General features: G+C 53.0%; 11 protein-coding genes. 5 read left to right on the top strand and 6 right to left on the bottom strand.

The features are described from left to right. Positions 1 to 32: 32 nt before the first annotated feature. The 3 genes from JTN23_RS06700 to JTN23_RS06690 all read right to left on the bottom strand — a co-directional run bounded on the left by JTN23_RS06700 (position 33) and on the right by JTN23_RS06690 (position 6,630). Positions 33 to 2,642: an FtsK/SpoIIIE family DNA translocase gene (locus JTN23_RS06700; protein WP_247233274.1), complete on the bottom strand. Its 2,610-nt coding sequence runs from the start codon at positions 2,640 to 2,642 to the stop codon at positions 33 to 35. A 46-nt stretch (positions 2,643 to 2,688) separates the two neighbouring features. Continuing rightward, positions 2,689 to 3,735 carry a quinone-dependent dihydroorotate dehydrogenase gene (locus JTN23_RS06695; protein WP_247233273.1) on the bottom strand — a complete coding sequence of 349 codons (1,047 nt, stop codon included), beginning with the start codon at positions 3,733 to 3,735 and terminating at the stop codon, positions 2,689 to 2,691. A gap of 291 nt (positions 3,736 to 4,026) precedes the next feature. After that, positions 4,027 to 6,630, bottom strand: a complete 2,604-nt coding sequence (locus JTN23_RS06690; protein WP_247233272.1) for a zinc-dependent metalloprotease — start codon at positions 6,628 to 6,630, stop codon at positions 4,027 to 4,029. Positions 6,631 to 7,005: 375 nt separating this feature from the next. Here JTN23_RS06690 and JTN23_RS06685 point away from each other — a divergent pair, with 375 nt between their 5' ends. After that, positions 7,006 to 7,773, top strand: coding sequence for an EcsC family protein (locus tag JTN23_RS06685; protein WP_247233271.1), 768 nt, complete (start codon positions 7,006 to 7,008; stop codon positions 7,771 to 7,773). Between the two features lie 25 nt (positions 7,774 to 7,798). Here JTN23_RS06685 and msrB read toward each other — a convergent pair whose 3' ends face one another. Together msrB and JTN23_RS06675 are read right to left on the bottom strand one after the other, a co-directional pair. Further along, positions 7,799 to 8,239, bottom strand: coding sequence for a peptide-methionine (R)-S-oxide reductase MsrB (msrB, locus tag JTN23_RS06680; RefSeq protein WP_247233270.1), 441 nt, complete (start codon positions 8,237 to 8,239; stop codon positions 7,799 to 7,801). A 147-nt stretch (positions 8,240 to 8,386) separates the two neighbouring features. Beyond that, positions 8,387 to 10,027, bottom strand: coding sequence for a beta-N-acetylhexosaminidase (locus JTN23_RS06675; RefSeq protein ID WP_247233269.1), 1,641 nt, complete (start codon positions 10,025 to 10,027; stop codon positions 8,387 to 8,389). Positions 10,028 to 10,282: 255 nt separating this feature from the next. Here JTN23_RS06675 and JTN23_RS06670 point away from each other — a divergent pair, with 255 nt between their 5' ends. Next, on the top strand, positions 10,283 to 12,712 hold the full coding sequence (locus tag JTN23_RS06670) for a TonB-dependent receptor (RefSeq protein WP_247233267.1): 2,430 nt from the start codon (positions 10,283 to 10,285) through the stop codon (positions 12,710 to 12,712). An 83-nt stretch (positions 12,713 to 12,795) separates the two neighbouring features. Here JTN23_RS06670 and JTN23_RS06665 read toward each other — a convergent pair whose 3' ends face one another. After that, positions 12,796 to 14,169, bottom strand: a complete 1,374-nt coding sequence (locus JTN23_RS06665; protein ID WP_247233265.1) for a cystathionine beta-synthase — start codon at positions 14,167 to 14,169, stop codon at positions 12,796 to 12,798. 322 nt (positions 14,170 to 14,491) lie between these two features. On the opposite strand from JTN23_RS06665, the gene JTN23_RS06660 reads away from it, so the two are divergent. From JTN23_RS06660 to tamL, 3 genes are all read left to right on the top strand, one after another. Further along, on the top strand, positions 14,492 to 15,226 hold the full coding sequence (locus JTN23_RS06660; protein ID WP_247233263.1) for a hypothetical protein: 735 nt from the start codon (positions 14,492 to 14,494) through the stop codon (positions 15,224 to 15,226). A gap of 71 nt (positions 15,227 to 15,297) precedes the next feature. Continuing rightward, complete coding sequence (locus JTN23_RS06655; RefSeq protein WP_247233261.1) at positions 15,298 to 20,232, top strand: translocation/assembly module TamB domain-containing protein; 4,935 nt, start codon at positions 15,298 to 15,300, stop codon at positions 20,230 to 20,232. After that, positions 20,229 to 22,592 carry a translocation and assembly module lipoprotein TamL gene (gene tamL, locus JTN23_RS06650; RefSeq protein WP_247233259.1) on the top strand — a complete coding sequence of 788 codons (2,364 nt, stop codon included), beginning with the start codon at positions 20,229 to 20,231 and terminating at the stop codon, positions 22,590 to 22,592. Before JTN23_RS06655 ends, tamL begins: the two co-directional genes overlap by 4 nt. Positions 22,593 to 22,626 lie beyond the last annotated feature (34 nt).

Genomic DNA, 22,626 nt, shown 5'->3' with positions numbered 1-22,626 from the left:
CCTTGTTCCCGATGTTAGGGGAGCGGGAGCTACTAGGCAATGGCCATGCTCTTCATGTGCTGCTCCAGACTTTCTAGATCGTGGAAAAGTACATCACGGGCTTTGCTTCCGGTAAAGGGACCTACCACACCAATGACCTCCAGCTGGTCCATAATGCGTCCGGCCCGGTTGTACCCCAGCTTCATCTTGCGCTGAATCAGAGAGGTACTACCCTGCTGGTGCGTGACGATCAGACGGGCCGCCTCACCCAGCAACTGGTCGAAGTCCTCCACGTTCAGTTCGGCGCGTCCTTCTCCACCGTCTTCACCCTCGTACTCCGGCAGTGCATAGGCCTCTTCATAGCCACGCTGACTACCGATAAATTCACATATATCCTCTACTTCGCGGGTATCAATGAACGGACACTGCAGACGCACGATGTCGGAGTTGATCGCCAGGAGCATGTCCCCCTGCCCTACCAGTTGTTCGGCTCCACCCGTATCCAGGATGGTGCGGGAGTCGATGCTGGACGTTACCCGGAACGACAGACGGGCCGGGAAGTTGGCCTTGATCAAACCGGTAATAACTTTGACCGAAGGCCGCTGCGTAGCCAGTACCAGGTGAATACCTACCGCACGCGCCAGCTGAGCCAGGCGGGCAATGGGGGTCTCTACCTCTTTACCGGCTGTCATCATCAGGTCGGCCAGCTCATCTATGACCAGGACGATATAGGGCAGGTACTTATGTCCTTTTTCCGGATTCAGGCGACGCTGTACAAACTTGGCGTTGTACTCCTTGATGTTACGTACAGCGCCTTCCTTCAGCAGGTCATAGCGCGCGTCCATCTCGATACAGAGGGAGTTAAGGGTATAGATTACCTTCTTGGTATCGGTAATGATCGCCTCTTCGCTATTAGGCAGCTTAGCCAGGAAGTGACGCTCCAGCTTGTTGAACAGAGTAAGCTCCACCTTCTTGGGATCTACCAGTACGAACTTGAGCTGCGAAGGGTGCTTCTTATAGATCAGCGAGGCCAGGATCACGTTCAGACCTACTGATTTACCCTGTCCGGTGGCTCCGGCCATCAGCAGGTGGGGCATCTTGGCGAGGTCAGCAATGTGTATTTCGTTAGAAATGTTTTTACCCAGTACTACCGGCAGGTCGTAGTTGGCTTTCTGAAAGCGTTCGCTCCCCAGTACCGAACGGATAAATACCGTCTCGCGATTCTTGTTAGGTACTTCAATACCGATCGTACCCCGACCCGGCATGGGCGCAATGATACGAATACCCAGAGCCGCCAGGCTCAGCGCGATATCTCCTTCTAGGTTCTTGATCTTGGAGATACGCACGCCCGCTTCCGGTATGATTTCGTACAGCGTTACGGTAGGGCCAATGGTAGCCTTGATCTTGGAGATGTTGATACCATAGCTGCCGAGTGTTTCGACAATGCGGTTTTTGTTGCTCTCCAGTTCTTCCTGTGATACCTTCTCCTGCTGGCTCTCGTTGATTTCATTCAGGAGATCCGCGGTAGGGAACTGGTACGAGGGTAGATCAATCGTAGGATCGTAGTAGCCCGCCTCCCGAAGGATCTTTTCGCTGATGTCCTCTTCATCGTCCTCCACCGGCAACGTCAGATCGGGGCCATCTTCTACCTCCAGAATAAGGGGAGGCTCCGCGGCGGCCAGCACCGACTCATCCAGGAAGAATTCGTTGCGCCGCTCCACCTCTTCGTAGTTTTCCGGCACCTCCATTAGTGGCTCTACCGGCTTGGGTAGCGGCTCTGGTAGCGGAGTACGATCCGTATCCGTTGGGGTACTCTCGGGTAAAACTTCGTCGGGCAAAGCATGTACAGGTGGTACATGCTGAGGCGGTACTTCTTCTTCGTAGGTATACTCCTCCAGCGGCCGGTAGGTACTAACCGGCTCGGGCTGTGCTTCGGCCATTTCCCCTGTTTCCACACCATCCGTATCTGCCGACGGGTAGTCGGCCGGAGCGTACGAGTCAGCCTGGGCAGATGTGGCTCCTTTCTTTTTCAGATTAATGGATGTAACCTCGTAGAAGTACACCACGTAGAGGAAGAGGACGAAGGCGATAGCCAGTATACTACCCCAGCGCAGCAATCCGAACAGCAGGAGGTTGGCCTCGTAGCCAAAGCCCCCGCACAGGAAACTCAGGCTTTGCTCGGTACCACTCATGAGTACCACGTAGCCCATGAGCATGCTGATCCAGAGGGTGTAGAAGATTACCTCCTTGGTAGTGCGCGCCAGGGGAAGCAGTTCGCTCCTGAATACCAGCTTCCAGCCCGACAGAAAAGGTACCAGCGGTAAAGCCAGGGCCGCTACCCCAAACCAACGGTACACAAAGATATGCGAGGCCGTAGCGCCGAATAACCCCAGGGCATTGCGGGTCTGGCGGCCAGCCTCCCGTACGGGTTCCTGCCCCAGTCCGTCCACCACGCTCTGGTCGGCGGTACCGGTGAAAATATAGGATAAGAAAGAGATTTCGAGCAGAAGCCCGATCAGCATAAAGAACATGCCCCAGGCGAGCGAACTTTTAGGATTGGAGATGATACCTCTCCAGTTCAGCGAGAGCTGAAATCCGGATGAAGTCTCCTCCTTCTTTTCCTTCGGGCGAATTGAATTTCCTCGGGGTGTTTTCTCGGGCATTGTAGCAATAATGATTTACAAATTTCTCTCTAATCGAAACGTCACATCAGGCGCGAGGCTCATTTGCCGAGACTAATGCTTTGCAGATACGGCGGGCCAGGCCCGGACCTTCGTATATAAAACCGGTATATACCTGCACCAGGGAGGCTCCGGCCTTTATTTTTTCGAGTGCATCGGCAGGAGATGCTATTCCTCCCACGCCAATGACAGGGAAAGCATTCTCCGATTTACTACAAAGATAACGAATAACCTCAGTGGAACGGTATCGGAGCGGCTCCCCGCTCAGGCCACCCGCCCCTATGTTGTCCACTTCTTCGGCCGGTGTAGTCAGTCCTTTACGTACTATAGTCGTATTGGTGGCAATCACTCCCGCAATCTTTGTTTCTTTTACTATATCAATGATATCATCCAGTTGGCTCTGATTCAGATCGGGCGCTATCTTCAGAAAGATAGGCTTGGCTTTGGGTTTGGTCAGGTTCAGGGTCTGCAGCTCCCGAAGCAGGTGCATGAGTGGTTCTTTTTCCTGCAGGTCACGTAGCCCCGGTGTATTGGGTGAGCTTACGTTGACTACAAAGTAATCCACCACCTCGTACAACTCATGAAAGCAGGCGATGTAGTCGTCCAGCGCCTGCTCGTTGGGGGTGACCTTGTTCTTACCGATATTTCCCCCTACCAATATGTCCGATTTCCGTGCCTTAAGCTTAGCGGCCGCTACCGAAGCTCCCTTATTGTTGAACCCCATGCGGTTGATGAGGGCGCGGTCAGCCTTCAGACGGAACAGGCGCGGCCGGTCGTTGCCGGACTGCGGGCGGGGCGTAACGGTACCTATCTCTACGTACCCAAATCCCAGCGCCGCCATTTCATCCACCAGCTCAGCATTTTTATCAAAGCCCGCGGCCAGTCCTACCGGATTACGGAACCGCAAACCGGCTACTTCCTGTACCAGGGATGGATGCTCATATACAAAGAGCTTCCGCATCAGGCCGGGCACCAGCGGCAAACGATAAAAAAACCGGAGGGCATCACACACAAAATGATGTACCTGCTCGGGGTCAAGCAGAAAGAGGAGGGGAAGCAAAAGACGTTTGTACATACCGCAAAAATAGAAGGTTCGGGGGATGTGAAAACGATTGTTAGGGGATTTATTTTTTCATTCCGGATAGTATATTTTTTATAAAACAGCCTGCCCTAACTATGGTTAAACGACATTTCTTATAAAAGCAGCCTTTTATACGCATATGCCACGCCTTACCAAGCACGACCCCTTTGAATTAACACCCTTTACTCCCCTATCAGTATCCGAATTGACCTGCACCCGGAATTGTACTTAAGCACCAAAGCGCCACCTATCACTAAGTGGCGCTCCGGCTTGTTACTACCCAGGTCAGCTTTTCTTTGTCTCGAGGGCCGTCTCAATTTTGTATTTCAGATAATCACGGTGGGTGCGGGTAGCCGCATCGTCCGTTTTAGCGGTAGCGAGCATCGTCTGTATGGCTTTTAGCTGACCAAAAGCGGTGGTGCGGGCTACGTGATCGTACTCCTTACCCTGCATGATACCTGCCAGCCGGTCTACGTACTCCTGCTGCAGATTCTGGCGCATGGTATTGACCGATTTATTCATATCAGCTTTAAAGATAGCCTCGGTGAGGTCGCTGGCGAAGCTATTCAGGTTGTAGCCGTTGCCGTAGAGCTGGGTGTTGGTAATGCGCTCCCACACGTTTTTGTGCATCAGCTGATTCAGCAGGTCCTGGTGAATCATCAGGACGCGGCCGTGTATCTGCGGATCTTCGTTGCTGCCAAAATGATCAAATCCCCGGCGCTGCGTCTGCAGATAGGCATAGATACCGTCCGGTACGTTAAAAGCATCGGGAGCAAAGCCCAGCTGGGCCAGTGCCTTCATGGCCCGCTTCTGCTCAGAGGCCGGTACGGGGGTAAAGGGTTGGGTAGCTCCGGTCTGGTTGTTATAGGCACGATCTACGTAGATACCGCCGATGTACCGGCTGATGATGCGCAGGCTGTTGGCCTGCTCGCCGGTAAGTACCAGGTAGGCATTGCGTAGCTCATGGAACGACTGGTCGCTGGTGATGAGCTTCTTGCGGAGGGTAGGATAGGCTTTCTTCACCAGCTCTACCCGATCTACTGCGTAGCCGATGGCATCACCCGACATATCGTTGATCATGACCCGGGGATCGATACCTTTGCCGGGGGCGCGCATATCATCGGCGTCGTTGCCAAACATAAGGGCCGGCTCGGTGGAGCGGGCCAGTATCCGGCGTAGCTGCGCCTCATCCACGGGAGCATAGCCGTACTCAATTACCCACAGGTCGTAAGGGCCGGGCTGGGTAGTGTAGTAGTACCCTTGTTTAGTCCGGTCCAGGCTGTAGTTAACCGCCGGGTAGTCCATTACCGAACCGGTGAGCCCTGCCTGCTCCGCCCGGGTACGGTCGTGGATGTCCTTGTGGTGGATCATCTGACTGGCCTTCATGTTGTGGTTCAGCCCCAGGGTATGCCCTACCTCATGCAATACCAGGAAGTACAGCGACTGCTTGAGCATCTCATCCTTTTCTACTTCAATACCCGAGCCGCCCAGGGCATCCATCATCTGCATACCAAAGAGGTTGTTCTGATGCAGGGTACTACCCAGCGTACAGAAATGTCGGTTGCCCATTTGCTGTACCTCGGCTTCTTCCAGCCCCAGCGCTGCGCTATTGAATACCTTACCCGACTGCAGGCGGTTGGTAACAAATACGTACTCCAGCATGATGTCGGCGCCTAGGATCTGGCCGGTACGGGGGTTGACGAAGCTGGGACCGTAGCCACCAAAAGGAGGTATGGGCGAGGAGGTCCAGCGCAGTACATTGTAACGCATATCACCGGCGTCCCAGGTGGCATCATCCGGCTGCTCTTTGACCACCACGGCATTTTTAAATCCGGCTTTTTCAAAGGCTTTGTTCCACTGGAGGGTGGCGGCCTTGATCGTAGGACGCAGTTCAAGTGGCGTAGTATTCTCTATCCACCAGACAATGGGCTCCACGGGCTCCGACAGAGCAGCGGTAGGGTCTTTCTTGACCAGGTGCCAGCGGTGGATCAGATCGCGGTAGGGCGTTACCTCCGGACTGGTCATGTCGGTAACCTTGTCGCTGAAGTACCCTATCCGTGGGTCGTCGCGGCGCGGCTGGTAGTCGTTCTGCGGCATCTGGATCAGGCTGTGCTGTACCTTTACCACTACGTTACGGCTGTCGGTTACGGCGCTGGAGCCATACTTGACGGGGTACGGGTTCTCAAACGCATACTCTACCACGATATCCGTATTCTCCGGGTAGTTCCGGATGGCCGAGGTCTTGGTTTTCTCTTTACTTAATTTTCCCAGATCAAACGACTGCCCGGGCTTGCTGTTGGGGTTGGGAGATGGCTTGATCTGCCCCAGTACTTCTCCCAGGAAAATATCGTCAGCCTTAATGAGGAAGGCCGTCTTCTCATCATTTTGTGCTTCGATTTTCTGACTGGCTATGATCGGACGGTTGATATTGGCTCCCTCGGCCCGCTTGAGCGCATTGTCCTTATCAAAGTAGAAGGAGGTATTCTCCCCGATCAGCTCCATGCGGTCAAAGTAGCGCCGGATCGAGAAGACCCCGTTGTCGCCGTACGCGCCCCTGAAGTAGCCCGCGTCGAGTACCCCATCCGTCACATGATTGAAGTAGATGTACTCCTTATCTACCTGATCGTTGCGCACCAGCAGGTAGGCCGTTCCGTTGGTGGTATCCTGGTACATGGTAAATAGGCCCGGGTACTCCTTGCATTTCTTGATTACATCGGCGAGTTTCTTGGGAGGGGCCTCTTTTTTGTCGGCGGTGGCCGCCGGTGCTGCCTCTTTCTCCTCTTTCTTCTTCTCCTTACGTGCTTGTGCATGAGCACCGGTAAGCGGGACCGTTACTACGCAGGCTGCCAAAGTGGCAATACACACACCTGTTCTGAATAGTGTTGACATAGGTACAGGATTTAGATATAAAATATAGTATTAGCAATGTGCTCAGCCCTTGCTGATGCAGCCATAGACAAACGGCCCTGCCGGTCCGTCATTAGGCGGATCGCATCAGAAGTGGAGTAAGGAGTGGAAATGGGAGGTAGGTATTGATCTAACTGATCGGGGTACTAACTATGTAATGCAGAGCTGAATCTCGAACCAAACTCATGCAATACTACTTTTCTACAGGAAGAGTAGCCTTGCCACCGTACTCATTCGCGCTACTGTACAGCTAAGCCTAAGGCCGGAACTCCGGCAACAACAGGCACTTAGGTATTTGCCTACTAATATATTATAAGTTTATTCGTATTCAAATAGTAACCTATAATTCCTTTAGCCATGCCCCTTTACGAGCAGGTAATCCAGCAGGAGTTGCAGCAGTGGCAACACAAAATGCAGAAACCGCCTTCAACAGCCAACCGCCTGGCCAAGGCCATGCAGCGCCGGATCAACCGCATCATACCCGATAAGGTACATCAGGCCGTGACGGCTGCCATCAAGCAGATGACCCGGGCGGTGCTGTACGGAGCTGGCTTTACTACCCGCGCTCCGGCTACAGAATGCCGGCTGCAATCTTGTGAAGCTACAGTCCGGCAGCGCATTGATTTTTATAAGAAAGCGGGAGCTACCGAAGGGGCCGTAACGGGGGCCGGGGGTTTCTGGCTGGCCGTAGCGGACTTTCCGCTCCTGCTGGGTATCAAGATGAAGATGCTCTTCGAGATAGCAGCCCTGTACGGACACTCCGTGGATGACTACCGCGAGCGGCTCTTTATCCTGCACATTTTTCAACTGGCTTTTTCGAGTCAGGAGCGACGGCGGGAGGTATATCAGCAAATAGTAAACTGGGATGAGCATTGCAAACAACTCCCCCAGGACATCAACCAGTTTGACTGGCTCACCTTCCAGCTCGAGTACCGTGACTATATAGATCTGGCGAAGATGGCGCAGCTGATACCGGGTGTGGGGGCTGCGGTAGGGCTGGTAGTTAACTACCGGCTCATCGATAGCCTGGGTACTACCGCGATCAATGCCTACCGGATGCGCTGGTTCGAAGCCAGGGCTAAAGAAGAAAAGCTGCCTCCTCCACCAGAGAGAAAGCAGCTTTAGGATTAAAAGTACCTGTTTCTATACCCTAATCCTGTTTCAGAATAGAGATAGAATTAACACAGAAGCGTAGCCCTGAGGGCGGCGGCCCGTCCGGAAACACGTGCCCCAGGTGGCAGTCGCACACGTTGCACATAACCTCCACGCGCCGCATGCCGTAGCTGGTATCCATCTCGTACTTGATTGCATCCTGCGACACCGGCTCCGTAAAGCTCGGCCAGCCCGTACCCGACTCAAACTTTACGGTAGAGTCGAACAAGGGGGTGCCGCAGCAGCGGCACGCATACAGGCCGGGATCGTGGCGATGACAGTACTCCCCCACGAAGGCCCGCTCAGTACCCTTCTGCCGGGTCACGAAGTACTCTTCCGGCGATAGCAATCCCTTCCACTCTTCTTCGGTTTTTTCTACCCGGCGCGGTGGCTCGGGACTTCCTTTGCTGGCATAGTCCAGCACATCATTCCAGTTCATAGTATTAACAGTACGTTTGATATCCTATTGTATATTAAGTCACATTGTATATTAAGTCACAACAACCGATCGTCCACTCTGGTTTGAAACAGAGAGGGGAGCCGCTCAGCAGCTCCCCTTCTCCCGTATTACCAGTAGTATCTGATCCTATTTCTTAGCAGCCTTCTTTAGCGGCCACTGGTACTGAAACTGATCGTTGATCGGAGCACCGAAGTAGTTAACCTTCAGGAGGTCGAGGCGCTTCTTGTGTACATCCCAGCGCTTGCTGAAATCCTCAAAGTCTTTCTTGTCCTTGGGCGTCCAGCCCACCTCGGCCAGGGCAATGGCGCGTGGCCACACCATGTACTCTACGTAGGCAGGTGTTTTCATGTACTCCGTCCATACGTTACCCTGTACACCCAGTATGTACTTCGCCTCCTCGGCCGACAGCTCCGTGGGTGTAGGCTCATACGAGTACGACTTGGCCAGGTCAGTGAAGCCACCGAACGCTACGGGCTGGGTCTTGGGATCGGCCTGGTAGTGGTCGAGGTAGCAGAAACCGCCGGGTGTCATGATGGCCTGGTGCCGCTCCTTAGCCGCGGCAATACCTCCTTCGGTACCCCGCCAGCTCATGACGATGGCATTAGGTGAAAGCCCTCCTTCCAGAATCTCATCCCAGCCGATCATCTTGCGGCCTTTGGACGTGATAAACTTGTCAATGCGCTGGATGAAGTAACTCTGCAGCCCGTGCTCGTCTTTCAGGTCATGCTTTTTGATCAGTTCCTGCGCAAAGCGGCTTTCCTTCCACTGCTTCTTAGGTGCTTCGTCGCCTCCGATGTGGATGTACTCGCTGGGGAACAGGTCGATCACCTCCGTCAGGATATCCTGCAGGAACAGGAATGTCTCCTCGTGGGGCATGTATATATCATCCATCACGCCCCAGGTAGTACTTACTTCGTAGATCTTGTCGGGATTATTACCATACTGCGGGTACGCGGCCAGTGCCGCCACGGAGTGGCCGGGCATCTCGATCTCAGGAATTACGTTTACAAAACGGTCCTGCGCGTACTTAACTACTTCGCGCACTTCATCCTGAGTATAGAACCCGCCGTAGGGCTGTCCGTCCCACTTCTTATCACCGTAGTGGCCCATCATAGTCTCCTTACGCTTTGAGCCAATTTCGGTCAGCTTGGGGTACTTCTTGATCTCGATGCGCCAGCCCTGGTCTTCGGTCAGGTGCCAGTGAAACTGGTTCTGCTTGTGGAGGGCCATCAGGTCGATGTACTTCTTGATAAAGTCAACGGGCATGAAGTGACGAGCCACGTCCAGGTGCATGCCGCGGTACTCGTAGCGGGGTACATCTCTAACACTTACCGCCGGAACGGCCCACTTCACACCGCTCACCGCCTGGGGGCTGAATACCTCCACGGGCAGCAACTGCAGCAACGACTGCATACCGTAGAAGGCTCCCTTAGCCGTAGTAGCCTCAATGAGTATCTGCTTCGGCGTCACGTTCAGCTTGTACCCTTCCGGCCCCAGAGAGGCATCTTTAGAGGGCTGAAAAGTAATGGTACCCTTCCCGTTTGTCATCTTTACTTTCAGACCACTGGCTGTTGCAAGCTGATCAGCAAACAGGCGGGCTACGTGGCTCCAGCGCTCATCGGTCGGGGCTCCTACCGTAGTTCGGGAGGTAATCACCAGCTCACCTTTACCCGGTGTCAGCTGCGAAGGCCGGGGCAGGATGTTGTACTGCGCCCAGGCTGCCGTCAGGCTCAGACACAGGAGCACTGTAGTAATAATGTGTTTCATGGATTAGATTAGGGAGATATTATTAAAATAATTTAAAATAAATTCAAATAAAGGCTACTTTCCTTAAAAATACCACCTATCTTTCTTTTTTTATATTTTTTCCCTCCGAAGCAGGTATATATCCGAAGGAGGGTACCTTATATATTCAAAACTATTTAATACGAAGCGGGGTATACATCAGGAGAAACGGGCAAGAGGGGAAGAAGGAAGTAACCCAGGAGCTACTATGTAACCAACTTTAAAAATACAATACTTGTGAAAAAGGGACTAAGATGCTTTGGATTGGTGGGTGCGCTGGTATTGGCCTCCCCAACTATGGATGCAGTGGCGGGAATTAACCGCAAACCAACCAAAGAAAACCGTAAGGATCAGGGAAAAATTATTGGAAAAGTAGTAGAAGGAAACAGTACCAACACACCGGCCAGCTTTGCCACCGTGGCTCTGCTCCGCACCGACTCGACCGTCGTGACCGGTACTACCGCCGATGAAAATGGGGTGTTTATCATTCCCAATACTCCTCCCGGCCATTACCTGATCCGAATTACCCTGATGGGCTACGACACGCAGTTTGTTCCTAACGTAAATATAGCCACCGAAGCCGGCACCACCGACCTGGGGATAATCAGACTGGCCTCGGCGGTACAAAGCCTGAACGAAGTAGTAGTACGGGGCGAAAAGACGATGATCGTCAACGATATTGACAAGAAGATCATCAACATAGGCAAAGACCTGCTCGCTACCAGCAACAACGCCAGCGAAATTCTGGAAAAAATACCTTCGGTATCGCTGGATGAGAACGGAACACCGATGCTGCGTGGCAAGGGCAACGTGATCGTACTGATAGACGGTAAGCCCTCTACCCTGTATGGCAACGACCTGCCTACGGTACTGCAGTCGTTCCCGGCTGAGCTGATTGAACGCATTGATGTCATGACTACTCCCTCAGCCAAGTACGAAGGCGAAGGCGCGTCGGGGGTGATTGATATCATTACCAAGAAAACACGCATACGGGGTATCAACGGCAGCATGCGGGCCAGCGTCGCCAACGACTGGAACAACAACGCCTCGGGCTATATCAGCTACAAGAGCGGCAAGTGGGGCCTGCGGGCTTCGGGCAATGCGCAGCAGCGTGTGTGGATGTACCGCCGCTCACTCGATCGGGAAAACTTCCTGGGCGAAACTACTACTCTGCTGCAACAAACGGGTAACGGCAGGGATCGTAACCAGAACCTCTTTGGCCGCCTGGGCGTCAGCTACGATATCAACGAAAAGAACAGCATCTCAGCCGCAATCAACTACTCGAAGGACAACAACTCCACCAACAGCTTCAACAACAACGAAACGCGCCTGCCTGGCGGAGAGCTTATTCAGCAGTTTGACCGTACGGCCAACGGCAACACCATCGGCAATAACCTTAGCGCCAACATTGATTACCGCCGCGTGTTCAGCGATAATGACCATGTACTTACCTTTACAGCCAACTACTCCGAGGGAGGCTCCGATGGGTACTCAGAGTTTGACCAGCGCAGCGCCGCCGAAGAACTGGTCCGTCGCCAGCAGAACCTGCGCGACAACAACCGCCAGTCCCTGTTTCTGAATACGGACTACACCTGGCCGGTAACGACCAAGGCTACCCTGGAGGTAGGCTTACGCACCCGCCTCAACAGCCGCCAGAATAACAACGCCTTCTATACCTACGATGTACTTCTGGATCGGTATGCACTGGATAACAACATCAGTAATGAATTTGGGTACTCCGATGCCATCCATACCGGCTACATGACCTTTACCCAGAAGAGCGACCTGTGGGGCATACGCGGGGGCCTTCGCCTCATCGATGCTACGCAGCACATCGACCAGATCAGCCGCGGGCAGGACTTTTCGGTGCACTTCCTCAACCTGGTACCTTCGCTGGCGCTCACCCGCAAACTGGACGACGAACGACAGCTCAAGCTCAACTACAGTCGCCGGGTACAGCGCCCACAGGCCGACTGGCTGAACCCTTTCACCGATATATCGGACCCTCGTAATATCCAGACCGGTAATCCTAACCTGCGCCCTGAGTTTACGCATAAGGCGGAAGTAGGCTACTCCGACTACGAACAGAAAGGCGGCTGGGGGCCCTCGGTCTTCGTAGATTATTCCAATAATGCTATTACCCGCCTTCGTACTATTGACGAAGAAGGTATCTCCTATACTCAGTTTGCTAACGTGGGTCGGGAGCTTGCCTACGGCTTTGAGACGGATGTATCGCATCAGTTGGGAACGAAACTGAAAGTCAATGCCAGTGGCCGGGTATTCCGGTCTGAGGTCGTATCGGCCGCGGCCAGTATCGACAACCGCACCTGGAGCTACTCGGGCAACCTCAATGCCTTCCTGCAGCTGCCCTACGACGTTCGTGCCTCGGCTTACCTCAACTACGACGGTCCCCGCGCCATTGCCCAGGGTACCCGTCAGGGAGTATTTGTAGCCAATATGGGTATTCGTAAAGACCTGCTGGACCGTAAGGCTACCCTGTCGTTCAACATGCAGGATATACTTCTGTCGCGGATTTACAAGAATGAACTCCGGACCGAAACCTACGCCCAGAACTCCCTGTGGCAACGCACCAACCGCTACGTAGGCCTGACCTTCCAGTACAAGTTTGGTAAGATATCCGCCAGCAGTGATGGTGACGACGCGTAATACGCACTGATAGCAGTACAAAAAGGAGCGGCCTTAGCACCAATACGAGTGCTAAGGCCGCTCCTTTTATTAGCCGGAACCAACTACTGTGTCATGGCCGCCAGCAGGTCTGCCTGGGTAATGATGTGCACCCGATTGGCTTCATCACGTACCAGCAGCGCTTTATTTTCGCGGTCGATCAGGGACGACAGGGTATCTACGGTGCTGTCCAGAGCCACGAACTTAAAGGGCTTATCCATCACCTCCTCTACATTCTGCTGGCGTACATCGGGGTTCTCAATGAGGCGGTGCAGGATCACTGAATCGGTCAGGCTACCCACTACCTCTTCGTTTCCATCCAGGACTGGTATCTGCGAGATACCTTCGCGATTGAGCAGGCTGATGGCCTCTCCTACCTTGGTACCCGTCGAAACCGTCAGCAGCTGGGCCTGGCCCTTCTTGCGGTGTACGATATCACGGGCCGTCGCAAAGCTGCGCTCCAGGAATCCGTGATCCTTCATCCAGGTATCGTTGTACACTTTGTTGAGGTAGCGGGTACCATGGTCGGGCAGGATAATGACCATGACATCATCATCGGTGAGGTGCTCGCGGGCGTACTCCAGCGCTCCATGTACGGCCGTACCACTGCTCCATCCCACAAAGAGCCCCTCTTCACGCGCCAGTCGGCGGGCCATAATGGCGGAGTCCTTATCGGTCACCTTGATGACATGATCTATGACGTCAAAGTCTACGTTCTTGGGCAGGATGTCTTCTCCGATACCTTCCACCAGGTAAGGGAATATTTCTTTCTCATCGAATATCCCGGTTTCTTTATACTTCTTGAACACCGAGCCGTAGGTATCTATCCCGATGGTAAATACATCCTTCTTCTGCTCCTTGAGGTACTTGCTGATGCCGCTGATGGTACCACCGGTACCTACTCCCGTTACAAAATGGGTAATGCGTCCCTCGGTCTGCTGCCAGATTTCCGGCCCGGTGGTTTCGTAGTGAGCCTGGGTATTGGACGGATTATCGTACTGATTCGGGTAGAACGAGTTGGGAATATCCTGATTTAGCTTACGGGCCACGGAGTAGTAACTACGCGGATCGTCGGGCTCGACGTTGGTAGGGCATACTACCACTTCGGCTCCCACCGCGCGCAGGATGTTAATCTTCTCCTGCGACTGCTTGTCAGCCATAGTAAAAATACACTTATAGCCTTTGGATATGGCCGCCAGTGCCAAGCCCATACCCGTATTTCCACTGGTACCTTCTATGATGGTACCACCGGGTTTGAGTACTCCGTCCTTTTCGGCATCTTCAATCATCTTGATCGCCATGCGATCTTTGATCGAATTGCCCGGGTTGAAATACTCTACTTTGGCCAGTACTGTACCCTTGATCCCCTTGGTCACTTTGTGCAGCCTGACCAGAGGGGTATCGCCAATGGTATCTATGATTGAATTGTAGTAGTGCATAGAGCAGTTGAGTTATGGTTGTACTCTTCTAGCTTTCCTAACTTTTGTAAAGTACATCTTGTTAGCCCTGGCCTCCGCTTTTATTCCTGACAGTGACGGGCCACAGGTACTTTTTGGTAGGAGGCTCGTCCTCAGCAAACTACCAGAGGGCTTCCAACTATTTGCTGGAACAATTTTTGCCACTAATAGTAGTATTATAAAAGAAGTACACCCTCCCAGTGAACGATAGCTACTTTTGCATGCGTTTTAAAGGCAGATCATACCTGCTTTAAGCGACGCTATGATCTGATGACGATGCATTCATTTAGCTAAAACAAAAACCATGAAAAATGTATTAGTAACCTTAATGGCCTTATTGATGGCCACCACTCTATCATTCGGGCAAGCCACCAAGGTTCCGGTTGACTCAGTGTTTGCAAAGTTCTACCAGGCTACGGGCGGGGAGACGCTATGGAATGACCTGAAATCGTATTCGATGAAGCGTACATACCGTTCCAACTCCTCTGCTGACTACGATGCCGACATATATGTTTCGCTGCCGGACAAGGCTATGTATAAGGGCAAGGTAATCCTGAAGCGTAACTTTATCTACGGCGTCAAAGGCAACGAAGGATGGATGAAACTGCCCATGGGTAGCTACGATAAGGTGGCCAACTACCAGGTAAAAGACCTGAGTCAGAATGAGCAGAATACCATGCGCCTGGAAATGTACGACCTGCTGATCCCCTTCATTGATTACAGAACAAGGGGCTTTGTAGGTACCTATGTCGGCAAGGAAACCCTCAACGGCAAGCAGGTAAATCAGGTGGAACTACAGGGAAAAGGAGCCAGGTATAACCTGTACTTTGACGACGCTACCGGCCTGCTGGTACGACAGAAAAGAATCCTTCCCGGTGAGGAAGTAGTCATAGATTATTCCAATTACAAGAAGTGCGCCTACGGGATCATGTACCCGGCTACTTCGATAGAAACCAATACAAAAGACAAAAAAGCAGTAACGGTCACTACTTCGCTGAATGTCAACGAGGCCATTGACCAGGAATATTTCAAACGTTAAAAACACCACCTATTGACCTGTTTCCCCCGTACTATCCGTCACCGCACGAGGTACGGGGGCTAGTATAATATATGAGAAAAGCTGTAACCGTATTGGCTATTATCTTTATGGTTCTCATTGTGCTGGTGGGGGCGCTGTTCTGGGGTTTACAGACCCCGGCAGGACAGAACTTCCTTACCAAGCAAGCTAACTCATACCTGCGTAAAAAGCTTCAGACCCGCGTCGAGATAGACAAAATACGCTTCGATATTCCCGATTGGCTTACGCTGGAGGGCGTGTATATTGAAGATAAACAGGGAGATACGCTTATAGCCGGTGACCGGCTTTATGTCAATCTGGACATGATGGGCCTCATCAGGGGGCGCATAGGCATCAACCAGGTGGAACTGGAGGGAATCAGGGCCAAAATCAATCGTACTCTGCCCGACACTACATTCAACTATCAGTTCGTGGTGGATGCCTTTGTGACCAATGAGCCTCCTACTCCGGCCGATACAGTTGCGACTCCCCTCGAGATGCGTCTGGATGAACTTAACCTCCGGCGCGTCTATCTAACCTACCGGGATGCTGTCATTGGTACGGATGCCGAAGCCGAAATCAACTCAGCTCAGATTCTTTTTGAGGCATTCAATCCGACCCGCTCGCTGTATCACCCCACCCGCCTGTCCCTGAACGGTGCCCGCGCGAACCTGCGCCTCTATGAAGCCCTGGTCACTCCTACTGTAGCCCAGCCCGCAACCACTCCTTCCGACCCCGCCGATACGCTCAATATCAGAGTGGGTGATGTGAGTATCCGTAATTTCAAATGGGACTTTACCGACGAAACTACGGGCATGAAAAACGGGGTAAGCCTAGGTCGGCTGGAAGGGCGCGTCAACAAGATCTACATGGGTAGCCAGCACGCTGATCTTAGAAATGTCCTACTCGAGAACACCACAGCCTTTGTAGAATTTGCCGCACAGCCAGCGCGTAAAACGACTTCGGAGCCGACCTCGTCCGCTGCTGCTGATACCAGTTCGGCGGGGGGCTGGAACGTACGGGTAGGCCAGATCAGACTGGTCAACAACGCGCTGATGTACGACGACTTTAACCAGCCCCGGCAACCCCAAGGGATAGACTTTGCGCATCTGGAAGTCCGCAACTTCAACACCAACCTTACCAATTTTGTATTTGCCCCGGATAATATTTCGGGTCGCCTGCAGCAGATGTCCTTTCAGGAAAAAAGTGGTTTTACTCTGCAGGAGCTACGTACTAACTTTGGCTATACCGCCAAAGAGACCTACCTGCGCAACCTGTATCTCAAGACACCCAAATCTGTCCTGCGCGATGAGCTGGTACTCCGGTATCAGAACCAGGAACAGCTATCCGAGAACCCGGGCAATGTACAGGTACGGCTCCGGCTCAACAACAGCCAGCTGGCGTACAGCGATATCATAGCCCTGTTACCTGACCTGGCCGGAACGCCGCCTTTCAGCAATAGCCCCAACTCCTACCTCTCTGGTACCGGACTAGTCACGGGCACGGTTGACAACCTGCTCATCTCCAACGCTGACTTCCGCACCCTGGAAGGTACCCGACTGGCCCTGCAGGGACGCATAAGAGGCCTCCCCAATGCTGATCGGCTTTCAGTGGACGTCAACATCCGGGAGTTGTCATCGACCCGGTCGGACCTGCTGCAGATAGTTCCCAAAGGCTCAGTGCCTACCTCCATCGAACTACCGGAGCGGGTCGGACTCACGGGGCAGATACGGGGCACAATGGGTGACCTTACCATGGACGCCACCCTTACCACCTCACTGGGTACCGGCTCCTTTGACGGAAATATCAAAAACGCTACTACTCCCGAGCAGGCCCGCTACAACGGACGGCTCAGCTTTGATGAGTTTGACATGGGCCGCTTGCTGAAGCAGCCCCCCGAGGAGCTGGGCAAACTAACGCTGAGTACCCAGGTACAGGGACAGGGATTTGATCCGGCTACCATGCAGACGCGGGTAGATGGTACCATACAGAGTGCCAGCATCAAGGGCTATGAGTACAATAACCTTACCCTGACGGGTGGCATCAACCGGGGAAAGGCTGACTTTGAAGCCAGCATCCAGGACCAGAACATTGCGCTGCAGATTACCGCCAACGCCGACATCTCGCAGGAGTACCCTACGGTGCAGGCCAATGCCGTGGTTGAGCGCCTGAACCTGCAGCCGCTGAATCTGTACTCCGAGAACGTGAGCCTGGCCGGTCGCATCAATGTTGACTTCACATCTACTAATCCCGAAAATCCGCTGGGAGTTGTCAGTGCCAACCAGTTTGTCATCAACAATGATGGCGTCCCCATCAGCATCGACAGCCTGAACCTGCTCCTGCAGAACAACGAAGGTGTACGAGAGGCGGTGCTATACGCTCCCTTCATGAAAGCCCGCATGAGCGGGGAATTCAGCTATCCGCAGCTGGGAGATATCGTCATGACCGAAGTCAACAAGTACTTCACGGTATCCGATACGGCTTATACCGCTATCACAACCCCTTACAACATCCAGGTGCAGGCGAGTGTAGCCAACCACCCCGCCATACAGACGTTCGTTCCGGAGCTCACCACTATGGAAACCGTACAGCTGGCTGCCCGGCTTAGCAACCAGGCCGACACTACCCTAAGGGTAAGCATGGTGGCTCCACTGATAGAATACGATACCATCCGGATCGAAAACGTATCCATGGACATATCCGGAGTGGGAGGAGAAGCCAGCTTTACGGGGCAGGTAGGTCAGGTACTTTACGATCAGTTCAGAGTACGTCGTGCCTTCCTGGAGGGTACGGCGGCTAACAACAATCTGCTCTTTGACTTTGCCGTAAGGGACTCTACCGATGACAACCGGCACGCCATATCGGGCAGGCTTGCCTATGCCAATGACCAGTACCGCTTTCATCTGCGCGAAGGGCTGCTGCTGGACTACCGCCCCTGGCAGACCGACTCTTCCGGATTTATACAGTATGGCCCCAATGGTTTGCTGGTTCAGAACTTCACTATCCGCCGTACGGATCAGCAACTGGTTATCAACTCCAGCACCGACCAGCCCAACGGCCCTCTCCGTATCGTAGCGGACAGCCTGCAGATCGGCCAGTTTGTAGCGCTCGTCACTCAGGATACTACCCTGGCATCAGGTACTCTTAATGGTGATATTCTGCTTAGCAATTACATGGAGTCACCATCATTTACGGGAGACTTCCTGATCAATAATCTTTCCTTCATGCAGATACCCATTGGTGCGCTGGATGTTCATGCCACCAACCAGACCGCCAACCGGATCACAGTTGATGCTAGTCTGCAAAGCCAGCAGAACGACGTAAAGCTGACCGGATACTACCTGCTGGAGTCTAATACCCCACTTAACTTCGACCTCAACATCCAGCGACTGGGTGCCAAGACCATCGAAGCGTTTAGCTTTGAGCAGCTCCGGCGGTCCAGCGGAGCGCTGACAGGGCAGGTAGCCATTCGAGGTAGTACTGAAAGCCCTGTCCTGAATGGACAGATCGGGTTTGATAGCCTGGCCTTCGAGATCGCCCAATTGGGAACGCGCTACAGCATCAATCAGCAGCAGATCCAGCTACGGGGTCAGCAGGTCGTCTTTAACAACTTTGCGATTAAGGATTCGCTTAACCAGAACCTGCAGATCAACGGCAATGTCGATATTAAGAATATCCCCAATGTAGGCTACAACCTGACCATCAACGCTACCAACTTTGTTGTCCTGAACGCGAAGCGAACCGATAACGATATGGCGTTTGGAAACGGTGCCATTGACGCTCGTATCAATGTGAAAGGCGTGGGTACCGAGTCGGTTATTGACGGTACCGTAAGGCTCCAGCCCGGTAGCAACATTACCCTTATCCTGCCTGATGACGCTGCGGGAGCTGGGTCTACCGAAGGCGTAGTCCGGTTTGTAGATAAGAGTGCATCCGTCCAGATGGAAGAGGATTCTACCGTGGCCGACGAAGGCGTACAGGTTGACTTTGCCTCTGAGCTATCACTCAACATTGAGGCGACGGACGAGTCACAGCTGACCATTGTTGTGGATGAGCTGAACGGAGACAACCTGCAGGTACGTGGCAACGCCCAGCTCAATACGGGTATAGCCCCCAACGGACAGCTATACCTGCTGGGGCTGTATGAGCTTAGCGAGGGCTCTTACGATCTTACCTTCCAGGTACTAAAGAGACAGTTTACCATCCGGAAAGGCAGCCAGTTGCTCTGGACAGGCGATCCTATGAAAGCTGAGGTTGATATTACGGCAATATATACTGTCAATGCTGATCTGACTCCCCTCGGCCCCACCAGCCAGAACTACGGAAAGGTACCACTGGATGTACTCCTGAAAATGCAGGGAAACCTGACCAACCCTATTATCAGCTTTGGTATCGATGTCTCGTCGCAGGTACCCGAGGAAACAGCTACCAGAATCCGGAACGAGAACCTGCTGGCGCAGTTGGAAAACAACCCCGCCGAAATGAACAAGCAGGTGTTTGCGCTGCTGGTACTAAACCGGTTCATGGGTGAGCAGGCCGCCAGTAGTAGCTCGGGCTTCAATGCCGAGGCCATTGCCCGCCAGAGCGTGAGCCAGCTCCTGAGCGAGCAGCTCAATATGCTGGCCACCAACTTTGTTCAAGGGGTTAATCTAAACTTTGACCTGAACTCTACTTCAGGTACCTCCGGTGCCCGTACCGATCTTAACGTAGGTCTTAGCAGAAGCTTTCTGGATGATCGCCTGACGGTATCAGTGGGCCGGAACTTCGAAATAGAAAATGCTGCCCATGGTCCCTCATCCAATGAAGTAATCGACAACCTGGCGGTGAATTATGCGCTGACTAAAGATGGTCAATATCTGGTACGAGCCTACCGGAAAAATCAGTACCAGGCGGTTCTGGAAGGATTTATCATCGAAACGGGCGTCAGCTTTATTGTGAATCTGGACTACAACCAGTTCCTCGAATTGTTTCAAAAGAATAAGAAATGAAACCAGGTATACGCTATATATTCCTTGTTCTGACAGGTCTCTTGCTGGGTAGCTGCTCCATTAGTCGCTACATCCCCCCCAACGAAAGCCTGTACGTAGGAGGAAGTGTAAAGGTAGAACCCGACTCATCCGCCCGTGCACAGATATCCGGACTGGAAGGCCAGCTGGAAGATATGCTGCGGCCCAATCCCAACAAGACGCTGTTCGGGTTTCCGTACAAGGTGTGGCTGTACTATGTTATTGGAGAGCCCAAGCGCGAAAAAGGCTTTCGTAGCTGGTTTCGACGAAAGCTTGGGGAGCCACCGGTGTATGCCAGCCAGCGGGTAGTAGCCACCAATGCCCAGGTTATGGAGGCTTATCTGAGCAACAACGGCTACTTTAGGTCTACCGCCAGAGGTCAGTTGGTGCCGAAAAAAAACAGAACCGTAGAAGCCCACTACACCGCCTATGTCAAACCGCGCTACTTCATCAATGAGATCAACTTTGTAGTACACGACAGCAGCGAGTTCAGCAAACACCTGCTGGACGCCAAAGATAAAACCCTGCTGCGGGTTAATGATCCGTACCGTTTTGATATTATCGAAACCGAGCGCCAGCGCGTTGACCGGTACCTCAAAACCCACGGGTACTACTACTTCAGCCCCGACTACCTAATTATGGAGGTAGACTCTACCATTGGTGATCATAAGGTAAACCTGTATCTGCAGCCTAAGCTTACTACTCCCCAGACGGCCCTGAAACAGTACTACATTAATGATATTTATGTGTATACCGACTACGATGCCCTCTCACCGGATACCCTGCCCAGCCAGGCTCAAAAGCGCCGCGGTCTGTACATTGTAGACCAGCACCGTAGCTTCCGGTCCCGCATATTTGATGATGCCATTGGCTTCCAGAGTGGTATGCAATACAACAGCGAGATGCACGACGTATCGCTCTCCCGCCTCATCAACCTACGTAACTTTAAGTTTGTCAAGAACCGTTTCGAGCTGGTACCTGGCTCCGACTCAGCCCTGCTGAATGTGTACTACTACCTAACACCTCTGCCCAAGAAATCACTGCGAGGCGAACTGAGTGGCGTTACCAAATCGAATAACCTGGCGGGTAGCCAGCTAAGCCTGACGTGGAGCAACCGCAATGCCTTCAGGGGAGCTGAGCAACTGCGTCTGAGCAGCAACTTCGGTATGGATGTGCAGGTAGGAGGCGGAAGCAACAGGAACCTCGGCAATGACTTTATACGATTTACTAATCAGGGGGAGCTGTCTTTCCCGCGGTTTCTTATCCCTTTTTTCAGGTATGATCCCGTGGCGAATCAGGCCCTTCCCAAGACCCTCCTGACGGCTACCTACGAAACACTCCGGCAGAAAGGCCTGTATACCCAGACCTCCTCCCGTACGCAGTGGGGGTACCTGTGGCAGCGTAATAAGGAGGTGGAGCACTCACTGACGCCCTTCTCCATTAACCTGATTCGTCCTACCAATATTACCGAGGCTTTTGTTGAAAGTATTTTTTTAAGCGAGAACCCACAGGATGTCCTGCGCTACCTGCGCATCTTGGAGAACCGACTTATTCTGGAATCGCTGTATAATATTACGTACCACCCTGTGCCCAAGCCTTACACCAGGCACCGGTTCGTGCTCAATGGGGGCATCAACCTGGCGGGTAACCTGGCCGGCCTGCTGGTACGCAACGGAAACAGAGACTCCGATGTAAGGGGACAGATCCTGGGTATTCCTTATGAACAATTTGCCCGGTTTGACGGGGAGGCCAGGTACTACCTGGACCTGTCGCCGAAGATGCGCCTGGCTAACCGCTTTATCGGGGGACTGGGTATTCCATATGGCAACTCCCTGGTACTACCCCAGTTTAAGCAGTACTTTGCCGGTGGTAGTACAGGCATTCGTGCTTTCCGCGCCCGCACCCTGGGCCCCGGCACCTACCATGCCGACTCCATCACTCAAGCTATATTTGGCAATAACTCTTTTGGCGATATACGGCTGGAAGTAAATACGGAACTACGGTTTGACATTACCTCCATCATCGAGGGAGCAGCCTTCGTAGACGCCGGTAATATCTGGAACTATCGCTACGATGTCAATGGCTTTTATCCACCCGAAACAACCTTCTCCAGAGACTTCTACAAACAGTTGGCAGTGGGAGGCGGACTGGGTATACGACTTGACTTCTCCTACCTGGTACTCCGGCTTGACGTAGCTACTCCCTTCAGGAAGCCCTGGTATACCAACCCTAACCGGGAAGAACAACGAAGTCCGTGGGTATTTGATGAGTTTAATGTGCGAAGCAAAGCCTGGCGGCAGGAAAACCTGGTACTGAACATAGCCATTGGCTACCCGTTCTAAGAAGCAGTATGGGTAATGGATAAGGTTAAGGTAA

The organism is Telluribacter roseus, from assembly GCF_017355915.2.
GTDB lineage: Bacteria > Bacteroidota > Bacteroidia > Cytophagales > Spirosomataceae > Telluribacter.
The sequence above is the reverse complement of the archived record's forward strand: the minus strand, read 5'-3'. Positions and strand labels throughout refer to the sequence as shown.

Bases quoted from the DNA above. Each gene is read 5' to 3' on its own strand.
- JTN23_RS06690 (WP_247233272.1), bottom strand. From the start codon at position 6,630: ATGTCAACACTATTCAGAACAGGTGTGTGTATTGCCACTTTGGCAGCC.
- JTN23_RS06695 (WP_247233273.1), bottom strand. From the start codon at position 3,735: ATGTACAAACGTCTTTTGCTTCCCCTCCTCTTTCTGCTTGACCCCGAG.
- JTN23_RS06675 (WP_247233269.1), bottom strand. From the start codon at position 10,027: ATGAAACACATTATTACTACAGTGCTCCTGTGTCTGAGCCTGACGGCA.
- tamL (WP_247233259.1), top strand. From the start codon at position 20,229: ATGAAACCAGGTATACGCTATATATTCCTTGTTCTGACAGGTCTCTTG.
- JTN23_RS06655 (WP_247233261.1), top strand. From the start codon at position 15,298: ATGAGAAAAGCTGTAACCGTATTGGCTATTATCTTTATGGTTCTCATT.
- msrB (WP_247233270.1), bottom strand. From the start codon at position 8,239: ATGAACTGGAATGATGTGCTGGACTATGCCAGCAAAGGAAGTCCCGAG.
- JTN23_RS06660 (WP_247233263.1), top strand. From the start codon at position 14,492: ATGAAAAATGTATTAGTAACCTTAATGGCCTTATTGATGGCCACCACT.
- JTN23_RS06685 (WP_247233271.1), top strand. From the start codon at position 7,006: ATGCCCCTTTACGAGCAGGTAATCCAGCAGGAGTTGCAGCAGTGGCAA.
- JTN23_RS06665 (WP_247233265.1), bottom strand. From the start codon at position 14,169: ATGCACTACTACAATTCAATCATAGATACCATTGGCGATACCCCTCTG.
- JTN23_RS06700 (WP_247233274.1), bottom strand. From the start codon at position 2,642: ATGCCCGAGAAAACACCCCGAGGAAATTCAATTCGCCCGAAGGAAAAG.